15 protein-coding genes and 1 pseudogene are annotated in these 11273 nt (G+C 60.8%); 8 read left to right on the top strand and 8 right to left on the bottom strand.

The window, feature by feature from the left end:
* Window positions 1–7: 7 nt before the first annotated feature.
* On the bottom strand, window positions 8–499 hold the full coding sequence (locus BLR34_RS05420) for a hypothetical protein (RefSeq protein WP_092700260.1): 492 nt from the start codon (window positions 497–499) through the stop codon (window positions 8–10).
* A gap of 115 nt (window positions 500–614) precedes the next feature.
* On the opposite strand from BLR34_RS05420, the gene metG reads away from it, so the two are divergent.
* The gene (gene metG, locus BLR34_RS05415) at window positions 615–2729 is read left to right on the top strand and encodes a methionine--tRNA ligase (protein WP_092700257.1); all 2115 of its coding nucleotides are present in this window, start codon (window positions 615–617) and stop codon (window positions 2727–2729) included.
* 40 nt (window positions 2730–2769) lie between these two features.
* Entirely contained in the window at window positions 2770–3009 is a 240-nt protein-coding gene (locus BLR34_RS05410) for a DUF7312 domain-containing protein (RefSeq protein ID WP_092700254.1), read from the top strand.
* A gap of 71 nt (window positions 3010–3080) precedes the next feature.
* Here BLR34_RS05410 and BLR34_RS05405 read toward each other — a convergent pair whose 3' ends face one another.
* The 3 genes from BLR34_RS05405 to rocF form a co-directional block, all read right to left on the bottom strand.
* Complete coding sequence (locus BLR34_RS05405) at window positions 3081–4088, bottom strand: DUF7972 family membrane protein (protein WP_092700251.1); 1008 nt, start codon at window positions 4086–4088, stop codon at window positions 3081–3083.
* Window positions 4085–4291: a DUF4177 domain-containing protein gene (locus BLR34_RS05400; protein ID WP_092700248.1), complete on the bottom strand. Its 207-nt coding sequence runs from the start codon at window positions 4289–4291 to the stop codon at window positions 4085–4087. Before BLR34_RS05400 ends, BLR34_RS05405 begins: the two co-directional genes overlap by 4 nt.
* Before the next feature lie 164 nt (window positions 4292–4455).
* Window positions 4456–5370: an arginase gene (gene rocF / locus BLR34_RS05395; RefSeq protein ID WP_092700245.1), complete on the bottom strand. Its 915-nt coding sequence runs from the start codon at window positions 5368–5370 to the stop codon at window positions 4456–4458.
* Between the two features lie 115 nt (window positions 5371–5485).
* Between rocF and BLR34_RS05390 the strand changes: the two genes are divergently transcribed.
* On the top strand, window positions 5486–6019 hold the full coding sequence (locus BLR34_RS05390; RefSeq protein ID WP_092700242.1) for an HTH domain-containing protein: 534 nt from the start codon (window positions 5486–5488) through the stop codon (window positions 6017–6019).
* Window positions 6020–6023: 4 nt separating this feature from the next.
* Here BLR34_RS05390 and BLR34_RS05385 read toward each other — a convergent pair whose 3' ends face one another.
* Window positions 6024–6917: a Vms1/Ankzf1 family peptidyl-tRNA hydrolase gene (locus BLR34_RS05385; RefSeq protein ID WP_092700239.1), complete on the bottom strand. Its 894-nt coding sequence runs from the start codon at window positions 6915–6917 to the stop codon at window positions 6024–6026.
* A gap of 50 nt (window positions 6918–6967) precedes the next feature.
* Complete coding sequence (locus BLR34_RS05380; RefSeq protein WP_092700236.1) at window positions 6968–7339, bottom strand: DUF5802 family protein; 372 nt, start codon at window positions 7337–7339, stop codon at window positions 6968–6970.
* 231 nt (window positions 7340–7570) lie between these two features.
* On the opposite strand from BLR34_RS05380, the gene BLR34_RS05375 reads away from it, so the two are divergent.
* The 3 genes and pseudogenes from BLR34_RS05375 to BLR34_RS17735 all read left to right on the top strand — a co-directional run bounded on the left by BLR34_RS05375 (window position 7571) and on the right by BLR34_RS17735 (window position 9191).
* The gene (locus BLR34_RS05375) at window positions 7571–8287 is read left to right on the top strand and encodes a TMEM165/GDT1 family protein (RefSeq protein WP_092700233.1); all 717 of its coding nucleotides are present in this window, start codon (window positions 7571–7573) and stop codon (window positions 8285–8287) included.
* Window positions 8288–8348: 61 nt separating this feature from the next.
* Window positions 8349–8643: pseudogene (locus tag BLR34_RS17740) on the top strand (ArsR/SmtB family transcription factor); the annotation flags it as partial.
* 17 nt (window positions 8644–8660) lie between these two features.
* The gene (locus tag BLR34_RS17735) at window positions 8661–9191 is read left to right on the top strand and encodes a hypothetical protein (protein WP_449271822.1); all 531 of its coding nucleotides are present in this window, start codon (window positions 8661–8663) and stop codon (window positions 9189–9191) included.
* Between the two features lie 75 nt (window positions 9192–9266).
* Here BLR34_RS17735 and BLR34_RS05365 read toward each other — a convergent pair whose 3' ends face one another.
* On the bottom strand, window positions 9267–9785 hold the full coding sequence (locus BLR34_RS05365; RefSeq protein WP_092700230.1) for a hypothetical protein: 519 nt from the start codon (window positions 9783–9785) through the stop codon (window positions 9267–9269).
* Window positions 9786–9880: 95 nt separating this feature from the next.
* Between BLR34_RS05365 and BLR34_RS05360 the strand changes: the two genes are divergently transcribed.
* Together BLR34_RS05360 and BLR34_RS05355 are read left to right on the top strand one after the other, a co-directional pair.
* On the top strand, window positions 9881–10228 hold the full coding sequence (locus BLR34_RS05360; RefSeq protein WP_092700227.1) for a DNA-binding protein: 348 nt from the start codon (window positions 9881–9883) through the stop codon (window positions 10226–10228).
* A 1-nt stretch (window position 10229) separates the two neighbouring features.
* Entirely contained in the window at window positions 10230–10823 is a 594-nt protein-coding gene (locus tag BLR34_RS05355) for a DUF7411 family protein (protein ID WP_092700224.1), read from the top strand.
* Here the strand turns inward: BLR34_RS05355 and BLR34_RS05350 are convergent, their stop codons facing one another.
* The gene (locus tag BLR34_RS05350; protein WP_092700220.1) at window positions 10824–11258 is read right to left on the bottom strand and encodes a cytidine/deoxycytidylate deaminase family protein; all 435 of its coding nucleotides are present in this window, start codon (window positions 11256–11258) and stop codon (window positions 10824–10826) included.
* Window positions 11259–11273: the final 15 nt, after the last annotated feature.

Below are 11273 nucleotides of genomic sequence, written 5' to 3'. Positions count from 1 at the left end.
AGGGCGGTTATCCGGTCGGCTGCTGTACGTCGAGTGAACCGGCCGGGACGAGCGCAGACACGCGGTCTGCGGTCATGGCGTCAACGAGTTCGTACGGGTCACCGTCGACGCGGAGGGCACCAAGCTGTGGGAGTTCTTCGGTCACTTCGATGCTCGTTTCGGCCGACAGAACGGTCTTCAGGTCTTCGATAGACTTCGCGATAATCTCCTGTTGTTGCTGTACGGCCTCCTGCTGGGTGAGGTTGCCTGACTGGAGCTCCTGTTGGAGGGCTGACAGCGCCTGCTGGTCTGGCTCTGCGACCATGCCGACCTCACGAGTGTCGCCGTCACCGGACTCGATACCGCTGTCGCCGTCGCTGCCGTCGTCGCCATCGGTACCGTCTTCGCTGTCGCTGCCGTCCTGTGAGTCGAGTATCCCAGAACAGCCGGCGAGGAGGGCTGCGCCGCCGGCACCGGCCGTCTGAATGAGTCGTCGTCGCTTCGTCAATGGGTCGTCCATCCGTGGTTATCGAACGTGACCAAGACGAAAAAGCATTGCCACACATTTTTTGCGGCTCTTGTTGCCCCTTCTTCGAACCGGCTGGCTTTTTACGGCGGCTACCCCACATTGTGGTATGAGTCAGGAGGACTTTCCCACGGACCAGCCAGCGGTGGTGACGGTAGGGTTGCCCTACGCGAACGGCGACCTCCACGTCGGCCACCTGCTTGGCTACATTACGGGGGATACGTACGCCCGTGGACTCCGGCGTCTCGGCCAACAGACAGCGTTCGTCTGTGGCTCTGACATGCACGGCACACCCGTCGCGGTCAACGCGGCAAAACAGGACCGGGAACCGGAAGCGCTGGCGATGGACCACCACGAACAGTACGAACAGCGGTTCCCGTCGTTCAACGTCGAGTTCGACAACTACGGCCATACCCACGACGAGACCAACACCGAACTCACCCAGGAGTTCGTCGAAACCTGGATTGAGCAGGACCACGTCGTCGAGAAGGAAATCGAAGTGGCCTTCGATACCGAGACCGACGACCCACTGCCCGACCGGTACGTCGAAGGGACCTGTCCGTACTGTGGCGAGAAGGCCCGGGGCGACGAGTGTGACGAGGGCTGTCAGCGCCACCTCGAACCGGGCGAAATCGAGGACCCGGTGAGTGTGACGACGGGCAACCCTGCCGAGTACCGCAAACAGCCACACAAGTTTCTGCGGCTTTCGGACTTCCAGGAGTACCTCCAAGAGTTCATCGACCGCCTGGAGGGGACCGAGAAGGCCCGCAATCAGCCACGGGAGTGGATTGAAGGCGAGTTACAGGACCTCTGTATCACCCGCGACATGGACTGGGGTGTCGACTACCCGGGCGAGGACCGCGAGGACCTCGTCCTCTACGTCTGGGTTGACGCGCCAATCGAGTACGTCGCCTCGACGAAACAGTACTCAGAGCAGGTCGGAACAGACGAGTTCGACTGGGAGGCCGCCTGGAAACTCGACGGCCAGACTCGTCCCGATACGTCGTGGACCGACGACTGGAGCCAGGACAACGGCGAAATCATCCACGTCATCGGGACCGACATCATTCAACACCACTGCGTCTACTGGCCGGCGATGCTCCGAGGCGCGGGCTTCAACGAACCTCGTGCAGTCATCGCGACCGGCTTCGTCGGTATCGACGGCAAGTCGCTCTCGACCTCGCGCAACCGGGCGGTCTGGGCCACGGAGTACCTCGACGCCGGTTTCGACCCGGACCTGTTGCGGTACTATCTCACCACTGGGTCAGGGGTCGAATCAGATATCGACTTCTCGTGGGACCGCTTTGCCGAGCGTGTCAACGGCGAACTCGTCGGCAACCTCGGGAACTTCTGTTATCGTGCGCTGCTCTTTGCCGAGCGCAACTACGACGGCACGCCCGATGCCGACCCCAGCGAGGAGGTCCGCGAGCGCATCGAGCAGGCCACCGAGACCTTCGAGCAGGCCGTCCGAGAGTACGACGTTCGCACGGTCGGCGAGGTGGCGCTCGACCTCGCGGACTTCGGCAACGAGTACATCCAGCGCAACGAGCCCTGGAATCTCATCGGCGACGACCCCGAGGCGGCGGCGGTCGTTATCAGGGACTGCGTCCAGCTTGCGAAAGCCTGTGCCGTCTTCATGCAGCCGGTGATGCCCGGCAAGGCGGCCGACCTCTGGGCGCAACTCGGCGAGGACGGCGACGTGGCCGACGCAGAGCTGTCGGCGGCGCTCGAACCGCCAGCGGCCGACTTCGACGAGCCGACTGAGCTGTTCACACAGGTCGAAGACGAGACAATCGAGGACCTCAACGAACAGCTCCGCGAGCGCGTCGAGACGGCCCAAGAGGAAACTGACGACCAAGACGACAGCGAAACAGCAACCATGACAGACATCGACCCAATCGAGGACGAGCGTATCGGATTCGAACAGTTCCAGGACATCGACATGCGAGTCGGCGAAATCGTCACTGCCGACCCAATCGAGGACTCCGACGACCTCGTCAGACTCGAAGTCGACATCGGGGTCGAGACGCGTCAGGTCGTCGCCGGCATCAAACAGTTACACGACGCCGACGACCTGCCAGAGACGCGCGTCGTCTTGCTGGCGAACATGGAGAAAGCGGAGCTATTCGGGGTCGAGTCGAACGGGATGGTACTGGCGGCCGGCGAGGAGGCAGACCTCCTGACGACCCACGAAGACGCCCCGCTCGGAACGCGCGTGCGCTGAGTGCGGACGGCTTTTAGCACTTGACACCATACGGCGACATATGGCTACACAGGACGACGAAGACGACGAGTGGCGGTTCTCGCTCGACGACCTCGATGACGGGGAGGTCAGCGAGACGGCGACCGACGCCTCGGGTGACGGTGACGGTAACATCGCGGGTACCCTGGAGACGCGCCAGCCGCTCGAACCGGGCGATATAGACCTCGAAAACGCCGTGTTCGTGGCTCTTGGCGTGCTCATCGTCGTCGGACTCATCTTGGGCGCAGTGCTCGGCTTCTGACGACCGACCGCAGTTACCGACACAGCGCTGATTTCTTCTGTTGTCGGATTACCCGCCCGGGAACGCAGGCCTCACTTCCGAAGAATAAGCGGCTCGATCGCGAGTGTACGCTTTGCGACCGTCAGGATACGGAGAAGGTACGATACGAACAGAAGAAAGGGAATAAGAGTGACAGTAAGTGCCCCTGCCACGACTAGCGTAATGTGCTCGACACCAAACAGCGTCCCGGGGAATGTTGCTGGCTCGACGACAGCAATCATGAGACTCGCAACGAGGATTGCGGGAAGTGCCGCGTAGAGAATCATCTTCGAGAGGTCGATAAGCTCCCACTGAAAGTACAGCGTTTTGACGTGTTCTCGCGCCGGACCGAACATCGACAGGGCGGTTTTAATGTCGTCCAGACGTTCGACATCTTCGTCACTGAGTTCCTCGGCGTACTCGCTCTGGAATCGCTCAATCCTGGCGATTTTCCACCCGTAATTGAAATCCAGTGCAGCAGAGAGCACACCGAAAGTGCTAAATTCAGTTCGTTTGAGCCGACTGCTCACTGTCTGTGCGTTTTCGATGACATCGCCGACGAACACGTCGACTTCGTCGTGAAGCTCGGTCGAGTGAGCGGTGTCGAGTTCTTCGCGGAGCTGATTGCTCCGGACTACTACGGCGTCAATCAGGGCCGCGAGAAATTGACCGGGGTTGGTAGGGCTCGGTTGGCCGGTGAGTTCCGCAGTGAAGCCTCGGAAGTCCATCGCGTTACTCATGCGCTCGCGCTGGTCTCCGAGGGGCCCTGTCTCCTGGGTCAACACGAGCTGGCCGATTGAGACGACGAGCGTCGTGCCGGTCAAAACGACGCTAATCATCGTCGTAAATATCGAGTCGATCATGTCACCGGACGTGAGTTGCCCCAAGAACAGCGAATCGAAGTGGGTGACGACAGCCACGAACGACACAAAGATTCCAACGGCCATCCCTGCGGCGAGGGCAACGCGATGGACTTGAAACAGGACAGCATATCTGAGGCGAGTGATGCCAATTCGATTATCCATCGTGTCGGACGGACTCGCATCTACCTCATCGCTCACGGGTTTTCACCCGCCGTTACTGGCCGTCGGAAGACGAGGTATTTGGTCCCGCCACCAACGTAATCGATGGTGTCTACAAACTCCCAGCCGTCGCTGCTGTACTCGTTCAATAGCGCCTCTGGGTCTTCGGCCTCCTTTTTAATCTCGTCACGTTCCGGCCGACACGTCTTGTACTCCCAGCGTGTCGGATGCGGGTCACTCATGGTATGGGCGATGCTCTCCTGCCGTCTAAACCTACCGACGGTGGCTGTATCAGCAGCCATCGGAGACAGACAACCGGCGTGGCTCTCGCGTCGTCGGGTGCTGGCGGAACATTGGTTCGGTGGTTGGGAGACGATACGCTGTCTCGCAATGCCGCCGACGCGTCTCAGAGAATCCGCTTGCCGAGTGCGCTCGCAGCGAGTTCACAGGCGAGTTCCGCGGTTCGGTTTTCCCGGTCGAGAATCGGATTCACTTCGACTACGTCCATCCCACAGAGCGAGTCGCCAGCTTTGTCCTGAACCATCTCCAGGGCAGCGTGAGACTCTCGGTAGGTGACACCGCCACGAACGGGTGTTCCCACTCCCGGGGCTTCGTCGGGGTCCAGAAAGTCCATATCAAGACTGACATAGAGATGGTCGGTGCCGGTCGTCGCCGCGTCGATTGCCTCCTCTGTCACAGCCGTGATGCCGCGCTGGTCGATTTCGGACATTGGATAGGCGTGAATGTCGCTGTCGCGGATGTAGGATGTCTCTCCGTCGTCGAGACTCCGGAGGCCGACCATCGCCACGTTCTTCTCGTCAACCTCGGGACAGTGTGCCCAGGGCTTGTCTGCAAACACGCCGCGTCCGAGAATTGCGGCCAGTGGCATCCCGTGGATGTTGCCACTCGGAGTAGTCTGTGGCGTGTTCAGGTCGCCGTGAGCGTCGAACCAGATGACGCCCGTCGATTCGCCGTCGGTGACGCCGTTCACTCCGCCGATAGCGATGGAGTGGTCGCCGCCGAGGACGAGCGGAAACCGACCCTCGTCCCGAACCGACGACACGCGCTTTGCGACGCGTTCACAGACGGTCTGGGTCTCTTCGGCGTATTTCGCTTTGCCACCGAGTTGTGTGCCGGCTTCGGCCTCACCTTCCTCGGGGTGTGGGACCGAGAGGTCGCCGCCGTCGACAATCGACCGCTCGATTGTCTCGAACTCTGCGTTTAACCCACCGTACCGAATCGCCGACGGACCCATGTCGACGCCTCGTCGGTCGGCACCAAGGTCCATCGGAACACCGAGTGTCTCGACTGTCCGTTCCATACCCAGTGGTTGCCGAGCCAGGAGAAAAGCATACAGGATTCACAGCCGCCACACCTCTCCTCGTCTTTTTAAACAGACCGCCGACTTTAATACCGGCAACGTCGAATCCTGAACCATGTCATCTATCGAGTTGACCCCGAGTCAGCAGACAATCTTACAGGAACTGGTCAATCTCTACAAGACGGCCGAAACGGCCGTCAAAGGCGAGGAGATTGCCGGCGAAGTCGACCGGAACCCCGGCACAGTACGCAACCAGATGCAGAGTCTCAAGGCGCTCCAACTCGTCGAAGGCGTCCCGGGTCCGAAAGGCGGCTACAAGCCGACGGCAAAGGCCTACGACGCGCTCGAAATACAGGACCTCGACCAGGCCGCCGACGTGCCACTAGCACACAACGGTGAGAACGTCGAGACGGCGAACGTCGACCAGATTGACCTCACAAGCGTCCACCACCCCGAGAAGTGCCGGGCAAATATCTCGCTTCAGGGGTCGCTCTCGGCGTTCTCCGAGGGCGATACCGTGACTGTCGGACCGACGCCGCTGTCACGGCTCGAAATCGTCGGGAAGATCGACGGCAAAGACGAGACCGACAACGCGCTCGTGTTGACAATCGACGATATGCGGGCGCCGGTCGCCCCGCAGACAGAGTAGCGGTTCAGAGAGTCCACAGCCGGACAGTCCAGAAATCCGACCAGGCGGATTCGAGCGCATCCTCGGGGTCACCCGTCGCGTCGACAGTTGCTGTCTCGTCTGCTTTCTCTTCGAAGTTCCCGAGTATTGACTGCTCACCGACGACGACCAGCCGGTCGGTCCCTCGCTCGTCGATAGCGGCACAACAACGGTCGATGTGGTCGTCTATCTGCTCGTCGCGCAGTCGCTCGAAGCGTGACTGTGAGAAGCCTCCCTTCGAGTGTTGGCTTTTGAGGGCGCTGTCGAATCCGTGGAATGCGGTCCGCTGGTCGCCGTCGTAGGTCCCCATCGCAAACAGGTCCGAGCGCACGAGCGCAAGCGTGTATCGCCCTTGCGGGCAGAGCCACTCGCGGTCGAGACGGAACGTCTGGCCCCATTCTGCGAAGGGCGCTGGTGACACCGGCGGACGCAGACAGACGTTCACCAGCCCTGCGTCGTCGGTGGCGACCAGACAGGGGGCCGCTCTGGAGACAAGTGCCGCACGGTCTCCCAGGGCCTGCCGTACCTCCACTGGCAGGTCGTGGCCGTCTTCGACAAACGCAGTGAGTGCGCCCTCGGCTCCCGTCTCGACTTTGGACAGCCTGTCGAGTATCTCGTCGAGACGCTCCCCCGAGAGCGTCGTCTCGCGACGCGGCGAGAGTGTGGTTTCGTTGTCCCGGAGGCGCTCGACCTGGTCTTCGAGCTGTGCAATCTTGTCTTCGAGCGTGTTGAGTCGTTGCTCTGCGTTCTGCTTGGCCGTGGTTGCCTCTGTGCGCCGCCGCTGCTCGGCCGACAGTTGCTCTTTGAGCCGGTCGCGCTCGTCTTCGAGTTCGGCGATACGCTCTTTGAGCTCAGTCCGGCCCAGCAGGTCGTCGAGCATCAACAGAGAACGAGACGCCCGAGGGTAAAAAGCCCCCGCTACGAGGGACGCTACTGGTAGGTCACGCCGTCGAACTCGGGCGTTGGCTGGTGGCTCGCCATACCGAGCAACCGCGCGGCGGTGTCGGCTTTTGCCAACAACACCTCACTCCACTTCGGTGGGTTTTGAACGGCGCGCTCGTCGAGCAACTCCTCGGGCACCACGAGCGTGTCCACCGGCACCTCGTCGCCGCCACGGACCGTGAAGTGTGTCGAGCCGAGCTTCATTACGAGGGGATTGTCGAGTCGAGTAATCCCGTCGTCGCCGTAGAGCTGTTCGTTCACAGACTCGTGTTGCTCTCGACACATTTTCACGGTGTCGTCGTTGCTCGGTTCGACGTACAGGCGGCCCAAGTAGTAGCCGCGTGAGAACTGCTCGAACATGCGATACGAACACACATTGCATAGTATCGTATATAAGTAGTTTGGCCAATCCTTATACCGAAGAAGAATCAATCCAGTCTGAACCGACCGACAGCGGCTGTCCAATATGCGGAGTTTCAAAAGACTCATTTAGATACGTCTAATATGCGTCCGGTGTGACGTGATTCGGACAATGCTGAGTGACGCAGGACTGGCCGGCGGTATACCCGTTCGAGACGGGAGCGTACAGACATGACATCGTTTCTCGATATCGTCGTCGTCGCCGCAATCGCACAGTTGACGGTCCTGCCGGGAGAGAAGGTACAACTGATTATCGCGGGCCTTTCGACGCGGTTTGCTCCCTCTCTCGTGGTCGCTGCGGCCGGAACGGCATTTGCCGGTTGGACGGCGCTCGAAATACTCTTCGGGGAGACAATTCAGCGGCTGCTTCCCGGGTTCGTCCTCGACGGCCTGACCGCGGCCCTGTTCCTCCTGTTTGCGGTGTTACTCATCCGGTCGATGCCAGAGAATTCGGTGACAGAGCGTGAGGTCTCGGAGACACAGATACGCGACATCGAGACCGACTTCGAGTTCTTCGGGTACACTGTTGGCGGGCAGGTCGGCGTCTTCCTCACTATCTTCGCGATGATGGCTGCCGGAGAGTTCGGCGATAAGACACAGCTAGTCACTATTAGCCTGGCCGCCCAGTTTGGGGCGACGCCCGCCATCTGGGTCGGCGAGATGATAGTCATCATCCCCGTGAGTCTGGTGAACGCGTATTTCTTCCATCGGTTTTCGGCCACGTTTGACCTCCGGAAGGCACACCTGTTTGGCGCAACGCTGTTTACCTTCTTCGGCCTGGATACGATTCTCGGTATGGTGACCGGACCGGAAGCCGTCTACGGGTACAACAGCCTCTGGGAAGCGGCCGTCGAACATCTCTCGAATGTCCTGCTTGCAGTTGCCTAACACAACGCAGAGCGACGAAACAGCCATGCTTTTTTAACTGCAAGTGGCGTACCCTACAAAAATGGACTCTGCGGAGTTTCTGGACCTGTTGGGAAACGAGAACCGGCGTCGTATTCTGCAGCTACTGGCACGAAAGCCCTGCTACGTGACCGAAATCAGCGAATTCCTCGGCGTGAGTCCGAAAGCAGTCATCGATCACCTCCGCAAGCTCGAAGAGGCGGGACTGGTCAACAGTCGAACCGACGACAGACGGCGTAAGTACTTCTCTATCAATCGACATATCCGGCTGGAAGTGACGGTTTCGCCCTACGAGTTCGGCACGAAAAGCGCCTACCCGGCCAGTTCTCGGCTCGACCTCACCACCTGTCGTCGCCTGAGTATCGATATCGACGAGACGGACCAGACGCCGACAGCGAACGGAGCAAAACAGGGCGAGCGTGCCAGCCACGGGACGACCCAACCCCCGGATGCAGGCGGTGAAGGCGAGACAGCAAGCAGTCGACCGGCCGACGGGGGCAAGTCGACCGGAGAGTTACGGGACCCCGACGAGCCGGCAGCCGACACGCAATCAGAGAGCAACATCGAGGGGACGAGCAACGACATTATCGAACTCACGGAACGGCTGCACGACCTGAAACAACTCGAGCGCGAACTCTCGCTGGCCCAGCGCTGGACCCAGGGCCGGATAACAGAGCTTCGTGACGCTCTTGGAAGTGCAATCGGGAACGGCGACCCGCGCCTGATTTCGGAGCTGTTGCTATCGCTGGCAAACGAGAGCAAGGAAGCCCAGCATCTCGGGCGCGAACTCGACGCTCCCGTTCCTGTCATCGAGGAGGTTCTCGAGGAGCTTGCGACAGCGGGAGTCGTCGATAGAGACGGCCACGAGTGGTATCTCGACGCCTGATCAGCGGCTATTGTCTGAGAAAAGATGGAGGGCCTCTCCCAGACGTGGGACAAATCGAACTCCACTGAGTTACGGTTAGACTTCGCGTGTGAGACCGTCTCGGAAATCCCGGCCGAAGTAGTGTCCGACAACGGCCGCGATTGCGCCACCAGCCAGTCCTGCACCCAGAAGTCCGGTCATCGAGCCGAACGTGATGACGAGCAGATTCCCGAGCAGTGCAGAGCCGCCCCCGACCACACCGCCCGCCACGAGGAGCTCGACATACCGACTTTCGGATGCGATAGCGCCGTAGACGAAGCCGGCGACACCGATACCGAGGATGTTGCCCAACAATCCGAGAAACGGAATCAAGCCGGAGAGGACGGTGAACACGAGCGTCACCACGAGTGCGACAACAAGCCCGCGGCTCGACAACACTGACCCGAGCGTCCGGTCGTAGAACGACCCGATGGTCCCGCGGGAGGTGTCGCTCTCGGCTGGCGGTTCCACTGGTTCGTCGAATCCGCCTGAAGAGTCGTCGAGACCTGTGCCAACGTCTACCGACAGGTCGACATCGTCGACATCGTCGGTCTGTTGGCGCTGACGTTCGCTCATGGTAGATGGCTAGAGTCCCCGTGGATTTGGTTCTTTGGCTCGTGTCGGTTCGGTGGTTCGTAATGGTTTTCTGAGCCACACACAAATACGAGAACATGAGCGGCGAACCCAGCGACGACGAACTCGAACAGATTCGAGAACAGAAGCGCAAACAGCTCAAAGAGCAGGCCGGCGAACCCGACGAGGAGGCAATCGAACAGAAACGCCAACAGCAGGAGGCACAGAAGAAGGCAATCCTACGCAAGAATCTGACTGACGGCGCACGCAAACGGCTCAACACGGTGAAGATGTCGAAGCCACAGATCGGCGAACAGGTCGAACAGCAGGTCATCGCGCTCGCCCAGAGCGGCCGCATCCAGGGCAAAATCGACGAGGAGAAGATGAAGGCACTCCTCAAGGAACTCACGCCCGACTCGAAGAGCTTCGACATCAAGCGCCGATAGGATGGACATCGGCGTCCTCTACAGCGGCGGCAAAGACTCGACGCTGGCGGCGCTCTTGCTGGAAGATTTTGGCGAGGTAACGCTCCTGTGCTGTACGTTCGGCCTGACTGATGACCACGAGCACGCACAGCGAGCAGGAGCCGCAGTCGACTTCCCCGTCCAGCGGGTCGACCTCGACGAGGATGTGGCCAGAACGGCCGTCGAGACGATGGTCGGGGACGGCTTCCCGCGCAACGGCATCCAGACGGTACACGAGCATGCGCTCGAACGCACGGCACAGCTTGCTTTCGACGCGATTGCCGATGGCACTCGCCGTGACGACCGTGTGCCGACGGTGCCTCGCTCACTCGCACAGAGCATCGAGGACCGCCACGGCGTTGCCCATCTCGCGCCGCTTGCAGGTATCGGCCGCGAGACTATCGACACGATGGTCGACTCTCACCTGCACGCACAGACTGGGCCGTCTGCAGAGGTGCCGAAGGGCGATTACGAGACGGAGCTACGGGCGCTTATCGCCGACGAGTACAGCCCCGAGCGCGTCGTCGAGATATTTCCCGAACACACCCAGTCACGGGTCACTGGTCGGAGAGAGTGACTACCAGGTTCGTCCCGGGAGCAACTCGACAGCCCGAGCGACGCGGTTTGCACCCTCGACCGGAATGATGACGCGCATCTGGTCGTTGTAATCGACGAGCATCTCCCGGCAGACGCCACACGGGGGAACGGTGCGAACCTCGTCTGCGTCGTGGTCGGGCATCGGGTAAGAGACCGCCACACAGGTCTGTACGTCGCCGTGACTGTAGCCGTCGGCGATAGCCGACCCGATAGCGACCGGCTCGGCACAGAGCGACGCCCGCCCGATGGATGCCGGGAGGCTGACGCCCTCGTAGACGCTGCCATCGGCGGTCCGGACGCCCGCGGCGACGATGTGTGCACCGTCGAGCAGTTCATCGTCGAAACTCTTCTCGTTCGTTTCGACGACCCGGTCGACGAGGTCGCGGTCCGTGTCAGTGAGCGGTGTCGTGTCCATGGAACCGGCGAGTTG

Origin of the sequence: Halovenus aranensis, assembly GCF_900100385.1 — an archaeon.
In the GTDB taxonomy this organism is placed as follows: Archaea; Halobacteriota; Halobacteria; order Halobacteriales; family Haloarculaceae; genus Halovenus; species Halovenus aranensis.
This window is presented reverse-complemented; position numbering and strand designations above follow the sequence as displayed.

What these genes read in the sequence shown, in the direction of transcription:
- BLR34_RS05375 (WP_092700233.1), top strand. Translation starts at nt 7,571, where the DNA reads ATGACATCGTTTCTCGATATCGTCGTCGTCGCCGCAATCGCACAGTTG.
- rocF (WP_092700245.1), bottom strand. Translation starts at nt 5,370, where the DNA reads ATGGAACGGACAGTCGAGACACTCGGTGTTCCGATGGACCTTGGTGCC.
- BLR34_RS05360 (WP_092700227.1), top strand. Translation starts at nt 9,881, where the DNA reads ATGAGCGGCGAACCCAGCGACGACGAACTCGAACAGATTCGAGAACAG.
- BLR34_RS05365 (WP_092700230.1), bottom strand. Translation starts at nt 9,785, where the DNA reads ATGAGCGAACGTCAGCGCCAACAGACCGACGATGTCGACGATGTCGAC.
- BLR34_RS05380 (WP_092700236.1), bottom strand. Translation starts at nt 7,339, where the DNA reads ATGTTCGAGCAGTTCTCACGCGGCTACTACTTGGGCCGCCTGTACGTC.
- metG (WP_092700257.1), top strand. Translation starts at nt 615, where the DNA reads ATGAGTCAGGAGGACTTTCCCACGGACCAGCCAGCGGTGGTGACGGTA.
- BLR34_RS05355 (WP_092700224.1), top strand. Translation starts at nt 10,230, where the DNA reads ATGGACATCGGCGTCCTCTACAGCGGCGGCAAAGACTCGACGCTGGCG.
- BLR34_RS05350 (WP_092700220.1), bottom strand. Translation starts at nt 11,258, where the DNA reads ATGGACACGACACCGCTCACTGACACGGACCGCGACCTCGTCGACCGG.
- BLR34_RS05420 (WP_092700260.1), bottom strand. Translation starts at nt 499, where the DNA reads ATGGACGACCCATTGACGAAGCGACGACGACTCATTCAGACGGCCGGT.
- BLR34_RS05385 (WP_092700239.1), bottom strand. Translation starts at nt 6,917, where the DNA reads ATGCTCGACGACCTGCTGGGCCGGACTGAGCTCAAAGAGCGTATCGCC.
- BLR34_RS05410 (WP_092700254.1), top strand. Translation starts at nt 2,770, where the DNA reads ATGGCTACACAGGACGACGAAGACGACGAGTGGCGGTTCTCGCTCGAC.
- BLR34_RS05390 (WP_092700242.1), top strand. Translation starts at nt 5,486, where the DNA reads ATGTCATCTATCGAGTTGACCCCGAGTCAGCAGACAATCTTACAGGAA.
- BLR34_RS05400 (WP_092700248.1), bottom strand. Translation starts at nt 4,291, where the DNA reads ATGAGTGACCCGCATCCGACACGCTGGGAGTACAAGACGTGTCGGCCG.